General features: G+C 69.0%; 19 protein-coding genes. 9 read left to right on the top strand and 10 right to left on the bottom strand.

What is annotated here, in order from left to right; translation table 11 throughout:
- Nucleotides 1-25: 25 nt before the first annotated feature.
- Entirely contained in the window at nucleotides 26-1,447 is a 1,422-nt protein-coding gene (gene ltrA, locus ACQCO7_RS39355) for a group II intron reverse transcriptase/maturase (protein WP_464075007.1), read from the bottom strand.
- Between the two features lie 883 nt (nucleotides 1,448-2,330).
- On the opposite strand from ltrA, the gene ACQCO7_RS39350 reads away from it, so the two are divergent.
- The 7 genes from ACQCO7_RS39350 to cofE all read left to right on the top strand — a co-directional run bounded on the left by ACQCO7_RS39350 (nucleotide 2,331) and on the right by cofE (nucleotide 8,205).
- Nucleotides 2,331-3,737 (top strand): IS1380 family transposase, encoded by a 1,407-nt coding sequence (locus ACQCO7_RS39350; protein WP_464076309.1) that lies wholly within the window; start codon nucleotides 2,331-2,333, stop codon nucleotides 3,735-3,737.
- Between the two features lie 243 nt (nucleotides 3,738-3,980).
- A complete protein-coding gene (locus tag ACQCO7_RS39345) occupies nucleotides 3,981-4,109 on the top strand; it encodes a hypothetical protein (RefSeq protein WP_464076308.1) in 129 nt (42 codons plus the stop codon).
- A gap of 98 nt (nucleotides 4,110-4,207) precedes the next feature.
- Nucleotides 4,208-4,489 (top strand): hypothetical protein, encoded by a 282-nt coding sequence (locus tag ACQCO7_RS39340; RefSeq protein WP_464076307.1) that lies wholly within the window; start codon nucleotides 4,208-4,210, stop codon nucleotides 4,487-4,489.
- Entirely contained in the window at nucleotides 4,486-5,889 is a 1,404-nt protein-coding gene (locus ACQCO7_RS39335) for a hypothetical protein (RefSeq protein WP_464076306.1), read from the top strand. The genes ACQCO7_RS39340 and ACQCO7_RS39335 overlap by 4 nt, the downstream gene beginning before the upstream one ends.
- A complete protein-coding gene (locus tag ACQCO7_RS39330) occupies nucleotides 5,886-6,623 on the top strand; it encodes a class I SAM-dependent methyltransferase (RefSeq protein ID WP_464076305.1) in 738 nt (245 codons plus the stop codon). The genes ACQCO7_RS39335 and ACQCO7_RS39330 overlap by 4 nt, the downstream gene beginning before the upstream one ends.
- A complete protein-coding gene (locus ACQCO7_RS39325; RefSeq protein WP_464076304.1) occupies nucleotides 6,620-7,429 on the top strand; it encodes an SDR family oxidoreductase in 810 nt (269 codons plus the stop codon). The genes ACQCO7_RS39330 and ACQCO7_RS39325 overlap by 4 nt, the downstream gene beginning before the upstream one ends.
- On the top strand, nucleotides 7,426-8,205 hold the full coding sequence (gene cofE / locus ACQCO7_RS39320; protein WP_464076303.1) for a coenzyme F420-0:L-glutamate ligase: 780 nt from the start codon (nucleotides 7,426-7,428) through the stop codon (nucleotides 8,203-8,205). The genes ACQCO7_RS39325 and cofE overlap by 4 nt, the downstream gene beginning before the upstream one ends.
- A 129-nt stretch (nucleotides 8,206-8,334) precedes the next feature.
- Here cofE and ACQCO7_RS39315 read toward each other — a convergent pair whose 3' ends face one another.
- The 6 genes from ACQCO7_RS39315 to ACQCO7_RS39290 all read right to left on the bottom strand — a co-directional run bounded on the left by ACQCO7_RS39315 (nucleotide 8,335) and on the right by ACQCO7_RS39290 (nucleotide 12,777).
- Entirely contained in the window at nucleotides 8,335-9,804 is a 1,470-nt protein-coding gene (locus ACQCO7_RS39315) for an SAM-dependent methyltransferase (RefSeq protein ID WP_464076302.1), read from the bottom strand.
- A gap of 123 nt (nucleotides 9,805-9,927) precedes the next feature.
- Entirely contained in the window at nucleotides 9,928-10,362 is a 435-nt protein-coding gene (locus ACQCO7_RS39310; RefSeq protein WP_464076301.1) for a hypothetical protein, read from the bottom strand.
- A 7-nt stretch (nucleotides 10,363-10,369) separates the two neighbouring features.
- On the bottom strand, nucleotides 10,370-11,203 hold the full coding sequence (locus ACQCO7_RS39305) for a hypothetical protein (protein ID WP_464076300.1): 834 nt from the start codon (nucleotides 11,201-11,203) through the stop codon (nucleotides 10,370-10,372).
- A 404-nt stretch (nucleotides 11,204-11,607) separates the two neighbouring features.
- Entirely contained in the window at nucleotides 11,608-11,763 is a 156-nt protein-coding gene (locus ACQCO7_RS39300) for a hypothetical protein (RefSeq protein ID WP_464076299.1), read from the bottom strand.
- Entirely contained in the window at nucleotides 11,729-12,412 is a 684-nt protein-coding gene (locus ACQCO7_RS39295; protein WP_464076298.1) for an ATP-binding protein, read from the bottom strand. The genes ACQCO7_RS39300 and ACQCO7_RS39295 overlap by 35 nt, the downstream gene beginning before the upstream one ends.
- Nucleotides 12,400-12,777 carry a hypothetical protein gene (locus tag ACQCO7_RS39290; protein WP_464076297.1) on the bottom strand — a complete coding sequence of 126 codons (378 nt, stop codon included), beginning with the start codon at nucleotides 12,775-12,777 and terminating at the stop codon, nucleotides 12,400-12,402. The genes ACQCO7_RS39295 and ACQCO7_RS39290 overlap by 13 nt, the downstream gene beginning before the upstream one ends.
- 573 nt (nucleotides 12,778-13,350) lie before the next feature.
- On the opposite strand from ACQCO7_RS39290, the gene ACQCO7_RS39285 reads away from it, so the two are divergent.
- Nucleotides 13,351-14,220: a helix-turn-helix domain-containing protein gene (locus ACQCO7_RS39285; protein ID WP_464076296.1), complete on the top strand. Its 870-nt coding sequence runs from the start codon at nucleotides 13,351-13,353 to the stop codon at nucleotides 14,218-14,220.
- The gene (locus ACQCO7_RS39280; RefSeq protein ID WP_464076295.1) at nucleotides 14,213-14,440 is read left to right on the top strand and encodes a DUF397 domain-containing protein; all 228 of its coding nucleotides are present in this window, start codon (nucleotides 14,213-14,215) and stop codon (nucleotides 14,438-14,440) included. The genes ACQCO7_RS39285 and ACQCO7_RS39280 overlap by 8 nt, the downstream gene beginning before the upstream one ends.
- Nucleotides 14,441-14,688: 248 nt before the next feature.
- Here the strand turns inward: ACQCO7_RS39280 and ACQCO7_RS39275 are convergent, their stop codons facing one another.
- The 3 genes from ACQCO7_RS39275 to ACQCO7_RS39265 all read right to left on the bottom strand — a co-directional run bounded on the left by ACQCO7_RS39275 (nucleotide 14,689) and on the right by ACQCO7_RS39265 (nucleotide 25,642).
- A complete protein-coding gene (locus tag ACQCO7_RS39275) occupies nucleotides 14,689-14,979 on the bottom strand; it encodes a barstar family protein (RefSeq protein WP_464076294.1) in 291 nt (96 codons plus the stop codon).
- A gap of 7 nt (nucleotides 14,980-14,986) precedes the next feature.
- Nucleotides 14,987-21,934: a polymorphic toxin-type HINT domain-containing protein gene (locus ACQCO7_RS39270; RefSeq protein WP_464077408.1), complete on the bottom strand. Its 6,948-nt coding sequence runs from the start codon at nucleotides 21,932-21,934 to the stop codon at nucleotides 14,987-14,989.
- 90 nt (nucleotides 21,935-22,024) lie between these two features.
- Nucleotides 22,025-25,642, bottom strand: coding sequence for a LamG-like jellyroll fold domain-containing protein (locus tag ACQCO7_RS39265; protein ID WP_464076293.1), 3,618 nt, complete (start codon nucleotides 25,640-25,642; stop codon nucleotides 22,025-22,027).
- Nucleotides 25,643-25,704: the final 62 nt, after the last annotated feature.

Below are 25,704 nucleotides of genomic sequence, written 5' to 3'. Positions count from 1 at the left end.
CAAGTCCCGTTGACGTCCGAACAGTTCAGATCGTGCTCGCCCACGGAGTGGGAATCGCTGTCCCGCGGTAGCGGTAGCGGGTAGTCCGCATCCGCCCCGGATCGAACAGAGCGGTATCGCCATCTGACGGCCACCACTGGCCCTGGCAATACCTGCGGCGCACTTGCTTCCAATTCGCACGCGGGTGTTTTCGGTGCAGCCAACCCATGACCCTGCGCCAGGTGAACGCGCGCAGGAAGTGGAAGGTGGCACTTGAAACCCCGGGCTGGAAGTAGACACACCAGCCCCGCAGCACAGAGTTGAGATAGTGCAGCAGGACTTCGAGCGGCTGGTTCTTGTCCAATCGGCTGGCCGTCCTCACTTTTCCCGTGACGGACTTAACCGCCTTCTTGCTCGGGTAGGTGTAGACGTAGTACTTCGCCGTGCCTTGTTTTCGGTGGCGCTGGATGCGCCAACCGAGAAAGTCAAAGCCCTCATCGATGTGCACCAGCGTGGTTTTCTCCTCCGAAAGGCGCAAGCCCATCGTGGAGAGAGCCTCGGCGGCTTCGTCGCATATCGCCTCAGCATCAGCTCTGTCACCTCGAACCAGAGCGACCCAATCGTCAGCGTAGCGGATAAGCCGAAATGATGGCTCTCCCCGCCGTTGCTGCCGAGTCATCCTTCTCTGCTCTCGGTGACGTCGAGCGAAATGCTCATCGAGTACTGATAGTGCGACGTTGGCGAGCAAAGGTGACAGAATTCCGCCCTGTGGCGTCCCTGTGCGTGATTCCCTGAAGAGCCCCTCTTTGTTGAGGATTCCGGCCCTCAGGAACGCCTTGACCAGCATCAGGACGCGCTTGTCGGAGACCCGTTGGCGCACCCGGCCCATTAGTGCCGAGTGCGAGATTTCGTCAAAGCACGCCGCGATATCGCCCTCCACGACCCACTCGTATCGGTGGGGCGGACTGGCAAAGGTGCGGATCTCGGCGATCGCGTCATGAGCTCGCCGGTTGGGCCGGAAGCCATACGAGCACGGCTCAAAGTCCGCCTCGAAAATAGGCTCCAGCACCAATTTCAGCGCAGCCTGAACAACGCGATCCCGCACGGTGGGAATACCTAGACGGCGCAGTTTCTTTCCGCCCGCTTTCGGAATCATCCGCTCGCGGACCGGTAAGGGACGAAACTGCTGCGCTTTCAAATCTTCGCGGAGCTCGGCCAGGAACTCGCCGACACCTTGCCGCTCGATATAGTAGGCGCTTTTCCCGTCAACTCCTGCCGACCGTGCACCCCTGTTGTCCCGCACTCGCTCCCATGCAATCAGGAGAAATGCGGGATCACAGACGAGATTGAACAAATCACGGAACTGCCTGTCTGAATCGTCGGTCGCCCAACGGTGCAGCTTGGTCTGAATCTCTCGTACCCTGCGCTCCGCGCCGAACGACGTGAGCGTTGGTGCGTCGGTATTCACCGGCGTCCTCCGAGCATTCCAGTATCCGCCCTGCTGACTTGCTGGCCCCCTTCGCCATGTACGCGCCTTTCGCGCGCTCGGACTACTACGGGGCCTCCGCCCCACACTGCGGCCGACAGCCGACGACGGGCCTGCCCTTCGATGTCCTGGATGGAGCATCGTGAGGGCAGCCGCAGGTGGTTCCCACGTTCACCACCAACCGTTCGACGAGGGAGGTGCCCAGCTATACCCCGGCAGCCTCGCCACGAGTACGCCGCAGGCTTTCCTCGTGGCCTCCCCACCGGCCTATTCATCCCGGCTTCGGAGTCACCCGCCGCATGATCACGGCAGGTGTGCGCTGCGGACCGGCCCATATCCACCAGGTTGGAGCCGGCTCGACGCTTACGGAGCTTCACGCGCTGGTTCCTCTCGTACACCTTCTCGTCTTGCTTGCCGGACCCGCCCCGTCTGGTAGTTCCGGAGTGTCCCGGCGTTGTCAGGACTGCTTTCCGCCCCTCCCGGCGACTCCCGGGTCAGGCTGTCCTCAGCTTCGCGGCCTTGCTGCGACAAGGCCACGGCGGCGGAATTTCACCGCCGCACGGTCAAGTAGCGCCTCGTGGCGCACGAACAGGTCGTCGAAGCGTGCGGCGTAGGCTTCCAACGGGCCAGGTGCGGGCGGACACGGCACACGGCGGGTCATTGAAGCTCCCCCAGGCGGCGAGGCGACGTTCCTCTGCTACCGGCCTACTGCGGCCGTGACCCGCCGTCAACAAACCACCGCTAGCCTCGCCGTTTCGCTTGGGTACGGCTGGCTCTGGGGCGGAAACGCGAAAGTGCCTTCCTGACCTGGGACGATGAACCTTGCTGAGGGGTTCTGTCGGTCCAGGCGGAGGGCACTTTCTACGTGCAGGCTATCGGGTTGCGTCCCAAGGTCCATGTCAGTGCCGATGGTTCGGGGGTGGTCGGGCATGCCGGGGCACGGTTGCTGGCGGATCTTGCTGACGCCACAGGGCTGACCGCCGCGCACTCCGCCGCTCTCAGGCCGCTTCGGCCGCGCGGGACCGGGCATGACCCGGGACGGGTAGCCACCGACCTGGCGGTGATGCTCGCCGACGGCGGTGAGGCGATCGCGGATCTGGCCGTGCTGCGGGACCAGGCAGGGGTGTTCGGCCCGGTCGCCTCCACACCCACCGCTTGGCGGTTGCTCGCCGACACCGACGAGGCTGCACTCGCTTCGCTGCGAGCGGCCCGCGCTTCAGCCCGGGAAGTCGCCTGGATGCAGGCCGCCGAGACCGGTGAGGGCATACCTGCTGCCCGGGCCGGCGGACGAGAACTTCCCGGCCTGGTTCTGGACCTCGACGCCACGCTGGTCGCCTGCCACTCGGAAAAGGAGCAGACCGCCCCGACCTACAAGGGCGGCTTCGGCTTCCATCCGCTGCTGTGTTTCCTCGCGAACACCGGCGAGGCCGTGTCGGGACGGCTGCGGCCCGGCAACTCCGGAGCCAACACCGCCGCGGATCACATCACGGTGCTCGACCAGGCGCTCGCGCAGATCCCCGACGCCCACCGGCACGGCACCGACATCCTCATCCGCGCCGACAGTGCCGGATCCGCGAAAGCCTTCCTCACCCACGTCCGCGGCATGCGGAAACGAGGAATCCGTACCTTCTTCTCGGTCGGATACGCCATCACCGAGCCGGTCCGCCGCGCTGTCCGAGCGGTGCCCGACCGCCTCTGGCATCCCGCCCTGGACCAGGACGGGACGCTGCGTGACGGCGCAGAGGTCGCCGAACTGACCGACATGGTCGATCTGGACGGCTACCCGGCCGGCACCCGCATCATCGTGCGCCGCGAGCGGCCGCACCCCGGAGCCCAGCTCTCCCTGTTCGATCAGGACGAGGGCCTGCGGCATCAGGCGTTCCTCACCGACACCCCGTCATGCGGTGGCGGTTCCGCCCAGTTCCTGGAGGTCCGTCACCGCGGGCATGCCACCGTCGAGGATCGCATCCGGTGCGGCAAGACCACCGGCTTCGGCCGCTTCCCCTCCCGCCACTTCGGCGTCAACGCCGCCTGGCTCGAACTCAGCCTCGCCGCGATCGATCTGCTGGCCTGGATGCGCGTGCTGCTGCTGGACGGGGAGCTGGTCACTGCCGAGCCGAAGAAGCTCCGCTACCGGCTGCTGCACGTCGCCGCCCGTCTCACCCGCGGCGGCCGACGCCTCCGCCTGCGAATATCGGCAACCTGGCCTTGGCGCCACGAACTGGCCACGGCCTTCCACCGCCTCGCCGCACTGCCCCGACCCGCCGGCTGACCGGACAAACCCCCGTCCGCCCACGACCCGAAGGACCCCGGAGAACCCGACCACCGCGCCGGAACTCCACCATGCCCAAATACAGAAATCGCGTCGGCCACCCAACAGTTGCCCCTCAGCGACGCCTCATCGCCCTAACCGAAACGGCGAGGCTGGAAGATCGAAAATCTTCTGCACCACGTCCGCGACCGCACGTTCCGCGAGGACGACTCCAAGATCCATGCCGGCCATCTCCCGCGCATCATGGCCGGCCTGCGCAACCTCGCCATCGGCGTCCACCGCCAGGACGGCCACACCAACATCGCCGCCGCCCTACGCCACACCGCACGCGACTGGCGAAGGCCCCTGACCGCCCTCGGCCTCACCGGATGAATCCGGACAGACCTCGATCATGCAAGGGACCCTGCCCCGGGGACCTCGCCGTCGCACACCAGGTGATCGACTCTCTGCGGGCCATAGACACTGGAGGGGTGACGCTGTCGCCGGGCGTCGTGCACCCCGGGTGGCTGGAACTGCCGAACTTCTACAGCGCGCTCCGCCTCGACCCCGCCTCCCCGGACCGCGCGTGGTGGACCGCCGCCCCCGCCGCGCGGCTGCGTGAGGCCGCCCGCCGCCAGCACGCCGGCATCGCCCTCCTCAACGACGTCGAAGCCGTGCGCCGACTCCTGGAGCGCTCCTTCGCCGTCCTCGGCGCGGATGTGCCCGAGGTCGCCGAGTGGCGGATCACCCCGCGCTGGCAGGGGTACGTATGACGGACCTGACCGCCCTGGTCGACGACCTCGACGAGGTCGCCTCGACCTGGCTCGACCCGCAGGCCGACCCCGGCACCCCCCTGAACCGGCTGCTGCACACCGCCACCCCGGCCTGGCCCCCCGCCTGGACCCGCACCGCCCTGAAGGAACCGGCGCCGCCGGTGCTCCTCTTTCCGCTCCTCTACGCCGAGCGCCCCCAGGTCACCCCGGCCGTCTTCCACCATCTCATCGACGCCGTGCGCGAGGCCCGGCACGGCGGGGGCCGGGTCGTGCTGGTCTCGGTGCCGGTCTCCCGGCACGGCCCCGCCCCGCAGGCCGCACAGCGCACCGCACGGATCGCCGCCGTGTTCACCAGACACGGGCTGCCCGTCACCACGGGCGGCGACGTCGCCGAACAGACTGCGGCCGGGCGGCTGGTGGCGCGCGCCTGCACCATGGGCTGCACCCGCCGGGCCGTCGACGTCCCCGACCTCCTCGTCTCGGCCGCCGCCGACACGCTCGGCGCCACCGGCGTCGTCCTCACCGAGGGCCTGGTCCCGGGCCGCAACCTGCGCACCCTGCCCCTGAGCGTCCCGCTCAGCCGCCTGCACGACCACGCCGACCCCTTCGCCGAGCCCCCGCCCGGGGCGAAGAAGCCCCCGGCGGGCTCGGACGCCCTGTGGGCGTCCGCCTTCACCCTCGGCCTCACCGACGCGGCCGACCCCGACCAGGACCGCCACGCCTACATCGCCGCCCTCGGCCGCCGTATCGGCCCCTTGTGGCACCAGCTGCGCCGCGAGCACCTCACCGCCCACCACCACCCGCCCGGCAACGAGCCCCCGCGCGTCCGCGCCGCCGACCACCCCCTCGGCGCCCCGCTGGCCGTCCCCCTGTTCGGCGCCCCCACCGTCTCCGCCTCCACCCGCACCCTCGTCTCGGCCGCCGCCCTCGCGGGTCCCGTCACCCTGATCGTGGACGACCTCACCCCCCGCTTCAGCTACCGCGCCTACCCGGCCGACGACACCCGCGCCCGCTACCAGCGCCTGGCCATCGACCACGACGGGCAGGCCCGGTTCCTCACCGACCTGCCCGACCTCCCCGACCTGATCGGACACTCCCTGGCCACCCTCACCCACGGCGCCCTCCGTACGGCGGCGGGACCCCGCGCGGGGCGCCGCCGGGGAGTCCTGACCGGCTACGACACCGTCCACCTCGCCGTGATGGGCGTCTGCTGCACCACCAGCGGTGCGGACACCACGATCGCCGTGAAACCCGCCAACCTCCCCCAGTTCTCCGTCTTCACCGCGCTCGGCGGTCCTGCGCCCCGGCTGCTGACCTGCACCGGCCATGGTGACCTCGCCGCCAGCGACCTCCGCGTCCCCGCCCACTGGATCACCCGCACCCCAGGAGCCCACCTGTGACCCCCGACCCGAACACCGCCGTGCACCCCGACGTCTTCGGTGAAGCCCTCACCGGCCCTCACGCCGACCCGCTGCTCGTCGAACGCGCCGACGGCCACACCTCCACCACCGACCTCGGCTGGTGGCTCCACCAATACGAAGCCGCACCCCCCGCCGACCTCGCGGCCCTCGACTGGGCCGGCCCCGGCACCGCCGAGGACATCGGCTGCTGCACCGGCCGCCACCTCCAGCACCTCGCCGCGCGCGGCATCCGCGCCCACGGCATCGACACCTGCGAGGCCGCCGTCGCCCTCGCCCGCGACGCCGGCACCCACGCCGACGTCGCCGACGCCCACACCTACACCCCGCCCCGCCCGGTCGACACCGTCGTCGCGCTCGGCGGCGGCCCCGGCATCGCGGGAACCCTCGACGCCGTCCCCGCCTTCCTCACCCGCCTCGCCTCCTGGCTCGCCCCCGGCAGGCAGCTCATCGTCTCCAGCGTCGACTGGACCGCCACCGTCGGCGCCGACCGGCATCGCGCCTGGACCGAGGAAGCCACCCGCACCGGCCGCTACCCCGGTGACGTCCGCCTGCGTCTGCGCCACGGCGACCGCACCGGCGCCTGGTTCGACTGGGTCTGGCTCGACCCCGACACCCTCGCCAAGACCACCGACCGGGCCGGACTGCACCTCGCCGAGACCCGCCGTTTCGGCCCCGCCTGGTACGCCGCGATCCTGAAGCAGAGCCCGCGATGACCTGCCTGCGCGTCGTCACCGGCGCGAGCGGCCGCATCGGCACCGCCCTCACCCGCCACCTCGCCCGCTTCCCCGGCACCCTCCTGCCTGTCGACACCCACCACTCCCCCGACACTCCCGTGCACCCCGTCGACATCACCAGCTCCGCCTTCGCCGACCTCCTCGCCGAACGGCTGGACGGCGCGACCCGCGCCGAGCTCTACCACACCGCCGGACACGTCCCCGGCCTCGCCCGGATCACCGACACCCCCACCGACGACTTCACCCGCACCCTCTGCGACAACCTCACCACCACCTACACCGCCCTGCGCACCTACGCCCTCACCACCCAGCAGGCGGGCGTCCCCGCGTGCGCGGTCCTCCTCAGCTCCGTCGGCGCCACCCGCGCCCACCGCTACCTCCCCGCCTACGACGCCGCCAAAGCCGCCACCGAATCCCTCGTCCGCTCCTTCACCCTCGAATTCGGCACCCACCTCGCCGTCCGCGCCGTCGCCCTCGGCCCCCTCGCCCAGTCCGCGACCACCGCCGCCGACGGCGACCGCGCACCCGCCCTCGTCGCCCTCGTCCCCCGGGGCGCGTACGCGGACCTCGACGACACCGCCGCCGCCCTGGCCACCTTCGGACACCCCTGCTTCGACACCGCCACCGGCCACACCCTCACCCTCGACGGCGGCCTCAGCACCCAGCTCCGCCCCGCCGCCGTCGAACGCCCGCCCGCAGACCCCGGCATCCCGCCCCCGCCCTCCCGCGACCGCGATACTGGAGCGCATCGGTCCCCAACCACCCTGTCAGGAGGCCCCCGTTGAGCGGCTGGGACATGACCCTGCGCGCCCTCCCCGGCATCCCCCGCATCACCGCCGGCGACGACCTCGCCGCCCTCATCACCAAAGCCGCAACCGACGACGGACACACCCTCACCGACGGCGACGTCCTGGTCATCGCCCAGAAAATCGTCTCCAAGGCCGAGGACCGCGTCGTGCGCCTCGACACCGTCACCCCCACCGACGAAGCCCGCCGGCTCGCCGACCAGGTCGGCCGCGACCCCCGCCTCGTCCAGCTCTACCTCGACGAATCCGAAGCCGTCCTCCAGATCATCGGACGCCACGTCATCACCCTCGACAAACGCGGACTCGTCGACACCTCCGGCGGCGTCGACTCCTCCAACGCCGGGGTGTTCGCCGAGGGCTGGGCCTGCCTGCTCCCCGTCGACCCCGACGCCTCCGCCCGCCGCATCCGCGCCCGCATCCGCGACCTCACCGGCGCCACCGTCGCCGTCATCATCTCCGACAGCCACGGCAACCCTCACCGCGAAGGCTCCGCCGGAGCCGCCATCGGCCTCGCCGGAATCGCCGCCATCGAGAAACCCACCCCTGACGACGTCGACCTCTACGGCAACCCCATGTGGGGCGACCTCAACCGCGTCGACGAACTCGCCGGCGCCGCCTCCGCCCTCATGGGCCAGTCCAACGCCGCCCGCCCCGTCATCCTCCTGCGCGGCGCCCCCTACACCCCCGACGACAACACCAACATCCGAACCTTGCTCGTACACCCTGCTGTCCCCGAGAACGGCAGAATCGAATAGATCTCACGGCACAGTGATGGCGGCGGTGGCGGTGTAGACGGTTCGGCCGGGCGGCGGGGTGCGGGGGTGCAGGTGCTCGGCGAGGATGCCGAGCGCGAGATCGCCCAGTTCGGTGTGGGTGCGCAGCCATCAGCCGACGGAGGGGGCAGCGTCCGCCATCGCCAGGGTGGCTCGGGTGGCAAGGTCCGAGTCACCGGTGGCGGTGGTGGCGACGGACAGGACGCTTCCGGAGGGGAGGGTCTCGGACAGGTCCCTGAGCAGGGCCGTGGCCGTGGGTTTGCTGAGGTATTCGAGGGTGTTGACGAGCAGGACCGCGACGGGGCGGTCGAGGTCGAGGTGCCCGGCAGCAGCGAGCCGGGGAAGCAGGCCCGCCTCGCCCAGGTCCTCGTCGGCGACCGAGGAGTGCTTGGTGATCAGTTTGGTACGGGCGTGGGCGACTGCGCCGGAGTCGTTGTCAACGTAGACGGTGTGGGCCCGGTGCAGTCGGGCGGCGGTGTCGTGGACGGCGTCCCGCCAGCCGTGCGGGTGCAACGGCAAGCCGCATCCCAGATCGACGTACTGCTCGATGCCGAGGTACACCGCCTGCTGGACCTGGGCGTGGAGGTAGGCGCGGGCCTGGGCGATCGCCTGGGGCAGCCGGGGCACGTGGTGGAGCAGGACCGAGACGGCGGCGCGGTCGGCGGGATAGTTGTCCTTGCCGTGGCGGAGTTTGTTGTGCACGCGGGCGGCGGTGGGCACCGTGAGGTCGAATCCGGTGGGCACGAAGGTCTTCCTCTTCTCCTGAGGGAAGAGTTTGCGATGGCGGCGGTCAGAGCCGGGGTGACGGCGGGTGAGCGGCATGTAGGTGTGCGCGAAGTAGCTGCGGGCGCTGTGGATGAGCGCCAGTGCCTGGTGGGAGCGGGTTGTGCCGTCCATTCGCATCAGCGCGCACCGCTGCCACGCCGTGGGCAGGACGTCGAGTTGTTCGGCCAGCCGGGCGGCGTAGCGGGTCCTCAGGCCGGGCGCTGGTCCGTCGTCCGGCGGTGCAGACGCCTGTCCGGCCTCGTCTTTCAAGTCGGTGGCCAGGGCGAGGAGTTCGTCAAGGTGTGGTGGTGCGGTGCAGTCGCGCTCGGGGGTTTCCAGGCGCCGGACGATCTCCGGCGGGGTCTCCTCGGGCCGGGCAAGGAGGTAGAGGACGCCAGCCCGCCAGCGGTCGGGCAGTTGCTGGTAAGTCTTCAGGTGTTCGGCGGACAGGGTGTACCGGTCGCTTCGGAGGGGATCGGCCGGGGGCCACGGCAGTTCCTGGTATCGGTCGCACGCGTGCCCGTAGTGGGCCAGTTCGGCGACGAGCGCGGAGATCCGTTCGCGGGGCCGGTCCTTGAGGTGGCTCGGCGGGATCTGGTGGCAGAGGTGATCACCCTCGGCTCGGGCCGTCATGAGGGCGGCCCGTTCCAGGTGGTCGAGGGTGTCCCACAAGCCCCGGATACTCACCGCGTGCGCGATGTAGAGGGAGGCGTCCCGTGCCGCGCGGGAGACCTCGGCCCAGGGGTAGTCGTCGTGCCGGTCCAGGCTCTCCAGCGCGCGGACCGCGCCTGTCAGCCGCTTGGCAAGCAGATGCATGATCGCGTAACACTCTTTCTCCCGTCGTACGACGGGAACCTCAGCGGGTGGTGCCCCCGCAGCGCGGAGTACGGCGGTCGGCTACGAGGCCGTGCGTGGGCCCGCCCAGGTGCGGGCCCACGGTCACTCCGGCCCAGAGCGGTTGTCGGCTGTCTGCGTCTCGGGGGTGGTAAGGACGAGGATCAGGTCCCACTCGCCCGTCCCCTCCGGGGCCAGGCCGGTCGCACGGATCTCCAGTCCCTGGGTCCTGGCTGTCTTCGCGTATTCGGCGGCGGTCCGCAGCGCGGCGTCCTGTGTCGCGCCCCGGCACACCGCCACGACGGCCGCGATGACAGTGACGTCGCCGGCCTCGTCCTCGTCCGTCCCGTCGTCGGCGTGCTCATCGCCGCCCTCGTCGTCTTCGGCGGCGGGCGGCATCGCGCCGACCGCCGCGCGTCCCGCTTCCAGGACGTGCAGCAACGCGCTGGTGAACGTGGGCGGCCAGTCGTCGGGCGCGACGGGCTCCGCTGCGGAGCGGCGTATCTCGGGCAGGGGCGGGGAGTGGTGATGCTCGCTCATCGGGTCCTCACTGACACGGCGTCGGGGGAAGAGCGACCCCAACCGAGGTCTGGGACTGCACGGGGCTCTTCTCGTCGGGCGGCTCGTGACGGTGCAGGCCCATGGCGTTCGGGTCCAGGCCGTGCAGGGCGTCCGCCGGGGGGACACCCCACTCCATTCGCCGCATCGCGTGCAGCAGCAGCCTGTCCGGCAGAGCTTCCACCCGGGCGGCAAGGTCCCACGCCAGTGCCTCGCGCACGCCGACCTGCCCGGCAGGCTCACGGCCGTGCGCCGGGTCGCGTTCGGCCATGGCGGCGACACGGATCAGGGACTGGCTCAGCAGCGGAATAAGCCTCATCTGCCCCGGCGCCGGGCGGCGGCCCGGCCAGGGCCTCGCCCTCGACTCGGGGGTCAGGCTGTAGATCACGGCCGCGCGCCACCACTGGCTGGGCAGATTCCGATACTCCGTCACGGCCGTCGCCGCCAGCACCAACTGATCCCGGCGAACGGCAGCCGCTTCGGGGTCACGCAGCCGCAGCCTCCGAAACCGCCGCAACAGCAAAGAGCATTCCTCCCCGAGGGCACGCACCCGCCGTTCCAGCCCCGGGCCGCTCTCGGGCAGGAACCCCGTCTCCAGGCGCAGCCCCTCGACCGTGGCGTAGCACAAGGCCGCCAGATCCCGCAGGGACAGCACCTGCCGTTTGGCCCTCCACACTGCGCGGTGCAGATACTCGGGCGCCAGCCGGGCGGCCTGCGCCACCCTCAGCCACGGGTTCATCTCCTGCTCCAGCAGGATCAACAGATGATGGTTCGCACAGGCGAGGTCCGCGTCCAGTACACGCTCCCGCTCGCTCCGGGCCACTGCACACCTCCACAACATTCGGACGGACAAAGGGAAAGACTTGGGACCCCGTCAGCGCGAGAAGGAAAGGACCAGCAGGGACGGGGGCGCGCGCCGGTCTCAGGTCGCTGGGACCGGGGCACGGCCGCGTAGAAGGCGGACACGCCGCCGACACGCCGGTGCAGTCCCCAGGTCGTGGGCCGGTCGCGGGTCTGCCGCAGCGGGTACGTCTCAGCCGCCTCCCGGCTCGGCGCGGCCACCACTGCCAGCGCCCCGCCCTGCGCCGACATCGAGAGGTCCACGCTCACCTATGCCCCCAGCCGACCCGCGAACTGGGTGTACCCGGCCGTCAGGTCCCCCATCGCAGCGGCGTTCTGCGGCGAGCGCCCCCACTCCAGCAGGGCGTCCGTCACCACGTGGCCGAGTTACCGCGCCGTCTCCTCCATGAAAGAGGTCCAGGACTGTGCACCGGTGAGCTCCGACACCGCCTCTGTGCACACCAGTCCGTTCTCCGTCCGGGTCGGCGCGAGCAGCGTCGTCGGGTGGTCATTGCTGAGGGTGGGCGCGAAGTGCGTCGTCATCGCCGTCCTTGACAGTGCCGTGGGGGGAATGGCCAGAAGACGAAGGGGAGGTCTCCGCCATCGGCGTGGCAGCCAGGTGCGGGGAAAGATCGATCTGTGCCCACACGGCCGTACCGCCCGCATGCGTGCCTGTCCCGCACTGGGTGGAGAACGCGCTGACCAGGAACAGGCCCCGGCCGCCCGCCGCCCTGTCCAGGTCCGGTACGTCCGTGTCGCCGACGTACGACGGCCACGGGAAACCACCCGGCCCCTCATCGGCCACCAGGACGCACACCTGCTCCGCCGTGCCGTCGTACGACAGCACCAGTTCCACCCGCATCAACTCGCCCGGTGCGTGCCACACCGAGTTCGTGGTCAGCTCGCTGGTGATCAGCACCAGGTCGTCGCACACCGCTCGCGGGATGCCCCAGATCTTCAAGGTCGCGGCAACGAAATCGCGGGCGGTTCCGATCGAGGCACGCACCCTGCCAGGCAGTTCGGCCGCCGCGCTGATGTACCCCCGCGCAGGTCGGCTCTCACCAGCCTTCAAAGGGCACGGCATCGGCCTCTCTCGCCTGACAGAGTCCGGCGTCTCGGTCGGCCGGACCTCCCGCCACACCAACGCCTCCCCGCCCAGCAGGCCCTCCCCGAACACGTTCACGCCGGCCACGACAACCCCTCCTCCTGCGCCTCGGCCCGACGCGACAGGGCGGTGCACACGGCCTCCACCAGGACCTCCGGGTCCGTCGTCAGCCGTCCACCGGACAAGTCCGGCGCCACCAGCCACGCCCGACCGTCCGGACCGTGTGCCCCATCCATCACCGTCGTCTCCGGCGCCGGACCACGCACCACCCCCGCCACGCACCGGGTACCCCGGAGCCCCGGCGGCCAGAAAGCGATCGTGCCGGACGGCACCACCACCTCCACGACCTCCTCCGGCAGCACCCACAACACCGGCCCGACGGCCACCCGATGATCGTCGAACACCCCGGCCACCGAGGCGTACAGACTCTCCGGCAGGCGTACGACGTCCACCCCCGCCAGCCGCACCGACGCCGGCCCGAACCACCCCCAACCCCGCCGCACCCGGGGCCGTGCCGGATTCCTCCGCCGGACCGCCTCCGTCGCCAGGCGGCTCTCACCGGCCGACGCGGGGGACAGATCGGTACGGGGAACCCGAGCCGATCCCCGTCGGCAGCAGATGGCATGCGGGCGAACCCCTCGGTCCTCGTACAGCGCACACATCAGCCTGTGGAGTCGCCTGCTCCGCCGTTCCGTCACGGCGACCGGTTCCAGCACCACGTCACAGGTATCGGTGGAGCGGCCGGCCAGAAGGGGCAGCTCCGGAAACATCGTCGAGGTCATCGAATACCTCACTTCGCAGACGGCAGCCGTCGGCGGAGCCGCCCTCGCGCAGGGCTCCACTCCGGCATGACGGCCATACGTGATCGACAGGCCGTGATACGCCGAGCGTTCAGCGACCCTGCTCATACGATGCTGCATTCTGCGACCACTACGCAACATTGTGAGTTGAATCCGCAGAAAGATGAACTGGCGTTCCCATCGACCCGTCTCCGTCCGGGCGCAATGTTGTGCCAGAATCCGCGCATGGCCACCTCGCAAACGCCACCCCCGATTCTCAGAAGGCGACTTGGGGGACTGCTCCGTCACTACCGGAGGACCGCCAAGCTCACCCTCGCCGACGCGGCGACCGTCCTCGGCTGGGAGAACACCCGGCTCAGCCGTGTGGAGACCGGCCAGTACCGGATCAAGAGCACCGAGGTCGGCGCCCTCCTGCCCGCGTACGGCGTCACCAGCCCCGAGGTCATCGCCGAAATCGCCCGCGTGATCGATACCTCGCACCAGGCGTGGTGGGGTGCGTACGCCAATGTCCTGCCTTCGACCTACGCCGATCTCATCGCGCTGGAGAACGAAGCCAGCGTCATCCGCTGCTACTTCCCCCAGCTGATCGGCGCCCTGCTCCAGACCCCGGCGTACGCACACGCCCTCATCTCCAGCTCACCCCGTGCCTCCACCCAGAAGACCGCGAGCGCACTGGTCCAGGTCCGGCAAGGCCGCAGGGAGATCCTCACCCGCCCGGACAACCCCACCGAGCTGCGGACCGTGATCGACGAATCCGCGCTCCATCCCCGGGCCGGCGCGGCAGCCGACCTCATGCGCGACCAGCTCCTCATCCTTCTGAGCATGACCGAGCGGGAGAACGTCACGCTCCGCGTCATGCCTCTGGACGCACCCCTCCATCCCGGCCTCACCAGCAATATGACCATCATGGAGTTCGGAGACCCCTGGCAGCCGGTCGCCATGGTCGACCACAACCGAGGCGGGGTCTTCCTGGAAGCGCCCGAAGACGTGAACGCGTTCACCGAGGTGTTCGACAGCGTCTACGAGTCGGCCCTGCCGGCCGACCAGTCACGCGAACTGATCAAGAAGTACCTGAAGGGAAACACATATGCCTGACAAGGCCGTGGCCTGCACCGCCGCCGACCTCCCGGGGGCCGCCTGGTTCAAGTCCAGCTACAGCGGCAGCGACCAGTCCACCTGCGTCGAAGTCGCGGACGTACGCGGCGACTTCGGCCGGGTGGCCATCCGGGACTCCAAGAGCCCGCACGGCCCCGTTGTTCTCCTCGGTGCAGTCCCGTTCGGCTTGCTCATCGACCACGTACGCGGCACCGACTGATCCCGACCAACCTGTAGAGCTCCCCCGGAAGCAACCCCGAATCCGTTCGGTCCTGGCCGCTCGAAAGTCACCGTTGAACAGCCACGAGCCCCGACCAATCCGCGATCGGGGCTCGTTGCCGTGCATGAACATCCACTCAGAATTCACACGGTGGATCGAGGCTGAGGCTGTAGTGCGAGCGTCTTCAGTTTTGTCGGTAAACCGTCGAGGAGCCCTCCCCGGTTTCATTCGGTAGGGCTCCTCGCAGATCATTCGAACGTTACTGAGAAGCGATCATCCCATCCGAACGACTGGTCCTGTTCCTGGACGCGCAGGAATAGATCGCGAATCTGTTCAAATTTTTCGCTTCCGAGAGCGGATCTGCTGACCTCTGATTCATTCCAGACGATCTCGACCGGCCGCTCTACATCTGCAGACAGGCGGTCCCACAAAGCCGCCAAGTTCGCCCCGTAGTAGGGGCCGAACCCTAGTGCATGTGACAAGAAGACGTGAAGGTCGCCTTCGGATCTAATTGTCGCGCCGTCGATTTCGACCCTCATTTCACGCTCACTTCCAGTTGGGTACTTGATAGAAGCTAGAATAGTGATTGCTTGTCACGTAGGCCAGTCCATCGTTCGAATATAGCAACCGCGTCCCTGGCTGCTTCGACCGCTTCATCATGTTGTCTATACCAATATCAGCCTCGTACCAAATGCGCCCGCTGGCGCTTGGTAGTGCCTGTGGGCCGGTGTTCATGAATACGTCTCCACCGATCTGAGCTCCGGGAATCTTATTTCCCAAAGCCTTTCCGGGGACCCATCCGGCGGCCGCTGCTTGCGCCTTGGTTACGTAGTTACTGGGCAGCTTTCCTGTTGCGCGAAGACTTTCCATCAATGGATTTGCTGCCTGAGCGGCTGCGAGGTCATTCCCGTACTGAGTGCACGTGGAGTTATGTACGAGTACCGGAGTCTGACCGGCAAGCACATAGTACGTGTGCAGGTCGTCGATGGTGAGGTTGTATGTCCGGGTCTGCTTGGTGAAGGCCCGGTTCCCTGTGACGATGACGGTGGAGCCGTCGTCTGCGCGCAGGGTCATGCCGGGTTTGAGGTCGCCTGCTGGTACCCAGTCGTTTTCGGAGGGGGACCAGAAGGGGTGTTCGTGGGTGGCGGTGAGGTGTTCGATGCCGTCCGGGGTGGCGATGGAGAGTTCGTTGAAGTTCTTGTCGCCTTCGGTGCGGATGAGGCGGGTGACTTCGCGGGGGCCGGTTTCGCCGGTTTTCGGGTCGGTTGCCAGGACCTTGTCGCCGAGTTCGACGTCCTCGATGTTCTTGGTGGTTTTGCCGTCGGCCATGAGGACGTCGGTGCCGGCGAGGAAGCACTTGCAGGGGCGGGCGCGCAGGGCTTTGCCCATGTTCGATGTGCTTTTGAGGCTCAGGTGGATGCCGCCGGAGATGGGACCGTTCGGCATTCCTCCGATGGCTGCCGTGCGGGCGAAGTCGACGTCGCTGAAGTACTGCTTCATGGCGCCGGAGCACTTGATCTCTTTGTGGGAGAAGCAGATGTTCGTGGCGACGGAGAGGGTCACGTTGGCGTCGACGTAGCTCCCGTAGAGGCGGTACTGCCTGCCCATCTCCTTCCGGTACGCCTCCAGCCACGCCTCCTCCTGGGCCTCTGAGCTGGAGTAGTAGGAGACGGCCGCGTAGACCTGCTGCCGGGCGTCGCGTGTGTCGTCGCGGTTCTGCCCGAGGATTCCACCGTCGTTGGATTTGGGGCAGTGGTAGTAGCAGCCGTCACCCCCGACGGTTCCGCCGGTGGGGACGCCCGGGGTCGGGCTCTGGCCGCCGCCTCCGCCGCCGGGGCGGGGTTCGTTGTGGCCGGTGCCGTCGTCGAGCCAGAGGCCGGTGGGGTCGCTGAAGGTGACGGGGTTGTTGGCGGCGTAGCTGTAGCCGTTGAGGGTCTGGGGGTTGGCCGGGTCGAGGACGGGGTCGACGCTGAGGAACTGGCCGGTGGTGGGGTCGTACTGGCGGGCGCCGATGTGGGTGAGGCCCGTGGTGGCGTCGCGGGTTTTGCCGAGGAAGCCCTTGTCGTCGGGCCAGGGGCCGAAGACGGGGGTGCCGCGGTCGGCGCCGAAGGGGGTGGTGTAGCGCTTGGTGAAGGTCTGGGCGGTGTCGGGGTTGAGGGAGAGGGAGGAGGTGCCGTGGTGGTCGCTGGTGAGGTAGGTGAGTTTGTTGGTGCCGGTCTCGTTCGAACGGAGGGCGTGGCCGGCGTACATGCGCTGGGCCCACACCGTGCCGTCGGCACGGAGATGGAGTTCCGTGGCGCCGGCGTAGAGGACGCGTTCACCGTTCTGGGTGGCGCGGATGAGGAGGGTGTTGTCGGCCAAGTAGATGTAGTCGGTCGCGACGCCGTTCTCGGTGAGCTTGTTGAGCTGGCCCTCGGGAGTCCAGGTGAGGTCCTGGGGGTTCTTCACGCCGGGGCGTTTGACCGTGTTGCCGGTCGCGTCGTACTGGTACGTCTTCTGCGGCGTCGCGCAGTCCGTACCCGTGGTCGTGCCGCTCAGGGTGTGCGGCTGGGCCGTCTTCGTGTAGCAGTACGTGGTCTTCGCGTCGCCGGTGCTCTTGTGGACGGTCTCGCTCGTCCGCTGGCCGGCGGTGTTGTAGGTGTAGCTCGACCAGTACGGGGCCGGGCCCGACAGGCTGGCGGCGCTGCGGTTGTCCGTGCAGTTCTGTGAGGTCGGGGTCCAGGCTTCGGTGAGGCGCTGGTAGCCGTCGTAGACGAAGCACTGGGTGTCGGCGCTGCTGCTGCCGCCCAGGAGGGTCGGGTCGCTGATCTTGGTGACGTTGCCGGTCTGGTCGTAGGTGTAGTTGAGGTCCTGCAGCATGTACGGGTGGGTCTGGTCCGTGACGTTGCTGCGGGTCAGGCGGCCGGTGCCCTCCTCGTAGACGTTGGTGACGTAGGTGTCCTTCAGGTCGGGGGCACCGGTCCCGAGGGTGAGCTGCTGCGGCTGTGCGAGGGCCGAGTAGGAGACGTTCCGCAGGTAGCCGGGCATGGAGGTGACGTTGCCGAGGTCGTCGTAGCGGTATTCGACGATCTCGGACGGCAGTCCGCCGAGGGCAGGTTCCTTCGTCTGCTGGAGGGTGCCGTCGACGTTGTAGAACGACCCGAAGGTCAGCGTGGTCGGCTGCTTCGCCGTCACGAACGGGTCCGTGGACGGGAGCTGGAGCTGGGTTTCGGTGGCACGGTCGAGGGTGTCGTAGACCGTGACCGTCTGCGTGTACGCCGCACCCGTCTTGCCGCCGATGTAACGGGTGGAGGAGGTGAGCGCGCCCTTGAGGAGGGTGTCGTAGGTGTAGCCGGTGAGCTGGTTGGCGTCGGTCCGGGTGCCCTTCCAGGTGCCGGTGACGCGGCCCAGTTCGTCGTACCCGGTCAGGATCGACGTGTTGGTGGAGTCCGTCGTCTTGGTGGGACGGTCGAGTACGTCGTACTCGGTGGTCGACGTGCCGGTGTCCGGGTCGGAGCTCTTGGCCGGGCGGCCGAACAGGTCGTAGGTGTACGACCAGGTCGTGTTGTCGGGGCCGGTGAGCGTCTTCTGCTTGCCGTCGAGCTCGTAGTCCGACTTCGTCGTGGTGTACGAGGCTCCGGGGCCCGTGCCGTAGGCCGTGTCGGCGGGACTCGGGCCGGCGTAGGTGCGGGTTTCCGTCGCCTGGCCGCGTACGTCGGTGATCACGCGCTGGGCCGAGCCGCCGTCGAGTCCGGTCGTGGCGACCGAGTCACCGGTGTAACTCGTCGTCGTGGCCCACTTCTTGACGCCGAAGACGTACAGGGTGCTGCTGGTGGCGCGGCCCGCGCCGTCGAGCACGGTCCGGATCTGGGTGGGCGATCCGCCGTACTCGGCCCGCTTGTAGACGCCGTCGGGAGCGGTGCCCGACTCGAAGAGGTCGGCGTACGACTCGTAGGCGAGGCCGCGCGTGTCGTACCGCGTGTCCGTCAGCAGTCGGCCGCCCTGCGGGGTCGGGGACTGGGTCTGGAGGGGGCGCAGGAGGGCGTCGTAGAGGGTGTAGCCGGTGTTGTAGGTCTCGCCGTCCCGCTTCAGGGTCGACGTGGACACCCAGGACGGGCCTGCGGTGTTGAGCTGGTACGCGAACTTGTAGCTCGCGGCCTGGCTGCCGCTGACCCGGTTGGGGAGCCACACCTGGGTGAGGCGGCCGAGGGCGTCGTACGCGCTCTCCGTCTTCTTCGCGTTGAGGTCGTAGACGCGCAGGGGAAGGCCGCGGCGCGGGTCGAGGAAGCTGGTGGTCTTGTACTGCTTCGCGTCAGCGGTGATCGTCTTGGTGAGCGGGCCGGCGTCGGCGGGGGTGTAGGCGATGGTGCTGGCCGGGCTGGTGGAGGCGTCGCTGACGCTGAGGGGGCGGCCCAGGGTGTCGTACGTGGTGGCGGAGAGCTTCTGCCAGCCGGAGGGGGCACGGTCGCCCGTGGCGGGGTAGCCGGTGGCGCGGCCGGTCCATGTCGGCAGGCCCTTGGTGGGGGTCTGGCCGGCGGACCAGGTGGTCGCGTTCGCCGTGTCGTAGACGGTGGCCACGTCCGACAGGACGTCACCGCGCGCGGGCGCGGTCGGGCTCATCGACGCGGGGAGGCTGAGCTCGCTGTCCGCCGTCGCGCAGGTGCGGCCGACCGTGCGGACCCGGGAGACCAGGTTCGTGAAGTTCCCGCCGCGCGCGTACCAGGTGCGGGCGCAGGTCTCGTCGTTGGCCTTGGCGGCGTCGCCGGAATCCTCGACGGTGACCGGCATGCCGTAGCTGTCGTAGGTCGTGGTCGTCTGCCGTTTCCGCCAGGTCTGGGGAACCGTCAGGTAGGTGTAGGAGGACGCCTTCTCGGTGCGGACGTAGCGGGCGACGTGGGCCGCCGCGTCGGGTGCGCTCTGGGTCGCGGTCTCCTTCGACCACGGGTCGTTCGCTGACGCCGAGATGGCGGTGTTGCCGTCGTAGGTGACCTGCTGGCGCAGTTGGCCGGCGTACTCGTCCTTGTCGGTGATCGCCGCGATGCCCAGTGCGGGGGACGACAGCGGTGCGACGGAGACGGACTTGGCCGTGCCGTCCTTGTTCTTGTCGCCGTCCATGCCCTGGAGGTAGAGGGAGACGGTGCGGGAGCGGGTGACGTCGGTGGCGCCGGTCCAGGCGGTCACCTGGCGGTAGCCGCGCCAGTCCGACCATGTCCGCTCGTCCTTCGGAGTGAAGGGGTCGTCGTTGTAGTGCCAGGCGGCGCCGCTGTAGGAGTAGGCGTGCTCCACCGCTTCGTTGTTCGCGGCCGGGTCCGAGACCGTCACGGCCAGCACCCGGTATCTGTTGAACCAGTCGATCGACGCGTTCTCGGCGCCATTGATGTGCCAGAACTGGGGGTAGCAGGAGCGGGTGTTGGTGTCCGGGGCGGCGGTCAGGACCTCGCTGCGGACGCACTCCTGGCCCGACAGGGTGACGCGCGTGACCGCACCCGTCTCCGAGACGATGGTGGAGATGCGCGGCCGGGACAGCGGCAGGATGTTCTCGGTGGCGTCGACGCGGTTGGGCAGCGTCGCGTACGTGAAGCTGATCGGGGCGAGCGCGATGCTGGTGTCACCCGCCTTGCCGGTCCGCTTCAGGGACATCAGGGCCAGGACCTTGTCGGAGGGGTCGGCCAGGTCCGTGGCGTCCAGATACTCGCTTGTGAAGGCCCAGGAGTCGACAGCGTCGTAGGCGGCCGTGGTGGCGTTGTACGAGGACGTGGCGATGCCGGTGAGGCGCTTGCGGGAGAAGAATGACGGCCCGGTCGAGTTGCAGTCGTCGGCGTCCTTCGCGCAGATCGCGTCGAAGGGGACGTCCGGCCAGTTGTCGGCGGTCTCCTTGGTCAGGCTGGAGCAGTCCGAGGCGGTGCAGCGCTCGGCGTAGCCGAAGGTGACCTTGGCGTCGGCCTTGTCGGTGAACAGCGCGCCCGCGCGCAGGCCGTACTCGATGCGGTCGAGGTAACCACCGCGCGTGTAGAAGGAGTTGGCCGTCGTCGACTTGTTCTTCTTGTAGTAGTTCGACTCCTTCGTGTACCAGTACGTGGCCGCGTTGCCCCGCGGGTCCTCGACGTAGTCGAGGTTCCAGCGCCAGCCCTGCACCAGCGACCGGTCCGCGAAGGCACTGCCCTTGTCGTAGCCGGGCTCCTTCTCGTCGTCGCCGAACACCGCGACCGTGGCGACCGAGTTGGTGCGCTCCGTGTCGGCGCCAGGGAGCTTGTTGAGACCGAACTCGTACGTGGTCCCGTCACCCGTGACGACGGTCCAGTGCTCGCCGTCACTGTCGCCGTTGTCCGCGCCGAGCGTGCGCGTCACCTTGGACGCGTCGTCGTTCTCCATCCGCCAGACGCTGCTCTTGTCGCCGTCGTCCTCGGAGACCTTGACCAGGCGGCTGGACTTCCCGTTCAGGACCAGGCGGGCGTTGTCGTACTTCCAGCACAGGTCGTGGACGTCCTTCTGGCCGTCGTCGTCGCAGGAGCCGTAGGTGCGCTCGATGTAGGACTCGGTGAGGTTGAAACCCTCGCCCACTGAGGTGCCCTGGTTGTTGGTGGTCGAGGTACGGCCGTCCACACTGCCGGAGTCGTACGACAGCGACAGTGGCGGCACCGGGCCCGCAGCGGCGGGCGGCAGCGTGAAGTCGTACGACCAGGTGAACGATCCCGCATTGCCCCCCGCTTGCCAGGACGAGGACGCCGACAGCGGAGTCGCCGAGTAGTCGCCTCCCCCCTTGGGCGACTGACCGGCACCGGCCGAGGCAGCGGTGACCGCGAGGACCGTGGCCGTCGGGGCGCTCGCCAACTGGGTCGACGTACCGCCCGGAGCGGCTGCGAGGCGCACCTTCGCGGAGACCGTCTGCTCGGTGAGGTCGTTGTCGGAAGGAAGGGGCGTCTGGGTACGGCACTGCGGCTTCTCAGGGGTCGTCAGCACACAGGCCGGCAGCTGCACCAGACGCAGGCGCTGCGACCAGTTCCCGCCGACCGCCGAGGCGAAGTCGCCGTAGTCCACGCCGACTTCGGTGGTCGACGCGGTGTCGGACTCGGCGGTCAGCAGGACACCCATGATCCCCGCGTCGCGGGCGGCCTTCTGGTCGAGGACCGTGACGCGGGCCTTGCTGTTCGCCGAAGGGGCGAGGGTGACCGGGAGGCCGCTCGGTTCGGCACCCGTCTCCTTGCCCCGGGTGAGGGCGAGGGTCGCCTCGCCCTTTCCGGGCCAGGTGACCTTCCGCTCCGCGCGGGCTCGCTCGGCCTGAGCCGCGTTGGCCTTCTTGTCCTCGGCGACCTTCCGGCGGGCCTCCTTCGCACCCGGGCCGTCGAGCTTCTTGGCCTTGCCTTCTCTGGTCTCGGGTACGTCGGGGCGTCCCAGGCCCTGAGGTCCGGCCGCCTGGGCGACCTGCGCCACGCCCAGGGGCAGGACGAGCGCCAGTGCCAGCGACTGCCCGAGCAGTCTTCTTCGTTTTCTTGAGGTACCTGTGCCGAAGCGCATGGTTGTTGTCCCCACCCAGTTGTACTGAAAGGTCATCGACGTGGTCGTGTGTCCAGGGGGGACAGCCTCAGACTCTCCCCCCTGCATACGTCAGTTGCTCTCGATCTCCGCGACCTGCTCGGTGCCGGCCATCGCACCGGCCCACAGCTTGACCTCGGTGATCCGGCCGGGGACGGAGTGCTGCCACTTCCCCCCGATGAACCCGTTGCCCACCGCGAAGTCGCCGGAGCCGACCTGTGCGGTGAACTCCTTCGCGTCGTTGTTCCGGTTGGAGCCGAGGTAGAGGCTGATCGTGCCGTCGGAGGAGTTGAAGACACCGGTCAGCCGGACTTCGCTGTCCACGGCTGCCATATCCGCCGATCTCACCGAGGTGAACGTGCCGTCCGCGCCGAGGCGGCCGAAGTGCCAGAAGCCCTTGGGAACGGTCTTCTCCTCCGCGGTTTCCGGGTCCAACTCGGTCGGCTTCCCGGTCAGCTCGTACCAGAGACCCCAGGAGGATCCGTCCGAGGTGCGTTGTCCGAGTATCTGGGCCTTGTAACCGACGTCCTTCTTCAGGAGTTGGACGCTGTCCAGCGCGACCAGCGTCGTTGCGGTGAACGATCCGGAGTCGTCGACCACCGGCCCCGCCGTCGTCGCCGCCGCGTCGGGGCCGTTGAGGGCGATGGACTCGCCCTCCAGCGTTGCCCCGCCGCTCAGGTTCAGTGACCTGCCGTAGCCCGACAACGTGTCTGTGACGGTCGTACCGCTGCCTCGCCCAGCCGACCAGTCCGTGACCATCTCGACCCCGTTGAAGAGGTCACTGGTCTTCAGCAGCGCCTCGTCCGCGATCTGCTCGTCCGTCAGCGCGGACTGCCAGGTCGCGACCTCGTCGATGGAACCGGGGAAGTAGTCGGTGTAGGTGTCCCGCCACAGCGCACGGCCGATCTGGAGCGGCCCGGTCGCGGCCCAGGACGGTGCCACCGGACTGCTGCCCTGCAACGTGCCGTTGACGTACAGCTTGATCTCCTTGGCCGCCGCGTCGTACACCGTCGCCACATGGGTCCACGCCCCGGCGACCGCCGGCTGCTTGGCCACCACCGTCTGCTGGCTGATGTTGCCGTTCGCGTCGTCGGTCGGAGAGGTACGGACCGTCCAGGTGCCCGCCGTGCTCTGGTAGGAGAGGTAGAAGCCGCTGTAGTAGGCGCCTTCCTGCGCGAGCACGGTCTTGTTGCCGGCGGGCAGACCGTTCAGCCGCACCCAGGCGGACACCGTGTACGAGGCCCGGGTGTCGACGACGGGAGCGGTGGTCGCCGCATGACCTGCGGAACCGTCCAGGGACAGGCCCTTGTCAGTGACTTGAGGTTCCAGCTTCACATTCGACGCGTCGTGCGTCAGGGTCCCGCGCCGCCCCCGGTCGTCACGTGTCGCGCCACCGGCGAGCGTCGCGTTCTGGGCACCGCCGTCCACGATGACCGTGTCGACCGCTGCGCCGCTGGCCTCGCTGAAGTTCCAGCGGCCCGTCCTCTGGTCGTCGTTGCTGACCAGGAAGTCGACCTGGTTGGTCGCGCCGGTGCGCCCGCTGCCCACGTTGTCCTTGGCCCGCACCTGGAAGGTGAACGTCCCCGAACGCTTGGGCGTCAGGCTCACCTTGGCCGTGGAACCGCTCACCGTGGACCACGTGGTCGCGGTGGAGAGCTTGTACTCGTAGGAGACCACGTTCGCGTCCCCCGTGTCCGGTGCCAGCGAGAACGTCACCGCCTGGTCCGGACGGCCGCTCGCCACACAGGAGTTGGGCAGGCACTCGCTGTACGGGCTGCCGATCGCGATCCGCGGAGGCTTCGGCGCCGTCGTGTCGACCTTGAAGTAGCAGTACGTGGTCGTCTCGGGGCTCATCAGGTAGCTGGCGCCGTTGTTGTAGTACGACCAGGTCCAGGCGTGGTACCGGTACAACATGCCGTCGGTCAGCTTCGACCACTTCAGCGCGATGGTGGCATTGTCGGCCGCGTACCCCGTCGAGGGACGCAGCGAACCGTTGCTCGCCGTCGTGTCCGACCAACTGCCGTCGCTGCCCCGCTGGTCGAGGTCGAAGTAGATCCGCAGCTGCGCGTCCTTCTCACCGCCCGGCTTGGTCTGCGCGACGGCCCGCAGCAACGGCTCGGGGTCGGAGACGACCGCCGGCTTGGCGATGTCCTTCTCGCACGCCGTGCCCGAACCCGTGGCCAGGCCGACGCCCGTCGGCTTGTCCGGGAGACCTACGAAGGTGACCGCGAGCGTGGCGTCGTTCTTGAACCGCTTCCACGCCGACGGGTCCGACTCGTCGTGCGCCCGGACCTCCAGCGTCAGCCGGGAGAACTTCCCCGCCGCGAAGTCGGCGACCGTGGGCGTGAGGTTCTCCCACGTCTGCTTCGGGTCGTCGTTGAACTCGATCTGCGCGTTGGGAGAATCCGGATCACACAGGGAACCGCGCCCGGCGGACACGTTCACGTCCACCATCCAGTCCCGCTCCTTGGGACGCGTCGCCCAGGTCGTGGTGGACGAGATGTTGTCGGTGCGGACCAGGTCCACCACCCGCGGGGAGCACTGGAACGCCCACGGCTCGGTGATCCGGAACGTGGTGTCCAGGACCTTCTTGCCCTTCAGGCTGTCCGGCGCGAACTCGAAGTACAGCTTCTGCACGTACCCCGGACCGCAGTAATAGCCGTTCCAGGTACCGCACTTGCCGGCGCCCTTGCCCTGGTCGTCGTCGCCGTTGTTCCAGCCGTACGACTCGTAGCCGTCACTGCGCAGGAGCGTGCGCTCCGACTCGCCCCAGGAGACGACCGGGTCGATGAAGACGGGGAACGCGGACTTCTTGGTCCCGGTCAGCATGGAGGCGTCCGGGACGACCGACAGCGAGTCCTCGGCGACCTCGACGTCCATCCGGGCCACCGTGTCACCCTGACCGGGCTCGCGGCCCGAACCTGACGGCGCCGTCTCCGAGGGGTCGGACGGATCGCCCGTACCGGAGTCGGCGGCCCGCACCGTCATGAGCTGCGTCTGCGTTCCCGACGCGGACCCGGCGGAGTCCCACATCCGGGCGGGCGGGGCCCTGAACACCGTACGGCCGCTGTCGTCGACCGCCGTGAGATTGCCGGACGCGCCCTCCTGGACGTTCAGGCCGTCGGACTTCATGCCGAACGTGAGCTTCCTGACCGCGTCGCTCGCAGCCGCCTCGGGCGTCTTCACCACGAACACCGGCTGGAAACTCTCCGGGGTGACCGTCACCTTCAGGTCCACGCCCGACAGCACATCGGCGTACACAGCGCTCGCGCCGTCCAGCCGGGGCGCCGGGAGCGCACCCGGCCAGCTCAGCTCCAACGACCTGCCCGCGTCCTCGATCCGGGCCAGCGGGGACTTGTCGCCTCCGGCCGAGAGGGCCATCTGTACGGCTGCCGCCTTCGGCACGACCGAACCGTCGGCACGCTTCTCCAGCGTCGCGTCCGGTGCCGTCCAGGTTCCGTCGGGCCGCGCCACGCGCACCGGGACGGCCGACTCCTCCAGCGTGAACGTGTACCCGTCGGGATTGGCGAAGACCGTCGTCCGCTCGGTCCGCTCGCCCGTCACCTCAACGCGTTGACCCGACTCCTGGGCCTTCGCCAACGCCGCCTGGCCCTCGCTCGACGAGGTCTGGTCGTCCGTCACGGACGCGGATGCCTGCGGCACAGGAAACGCCGTCACGGTCAGGGCCATGCCAACGGCGAGCACAGTACCCGCCCCGGTTCGCCGCCCACGTCTCAGACGTCCGGCCGTAC

The sequence above is a fragment of the Streptomyces saintjeani genome (assembly GCF_055409605.1).
The sequence above is the reverse complement of the archived record's forward strand: the minus strand, read 5'-3'. Positions and strand labels throughout refer to the sequence as shown.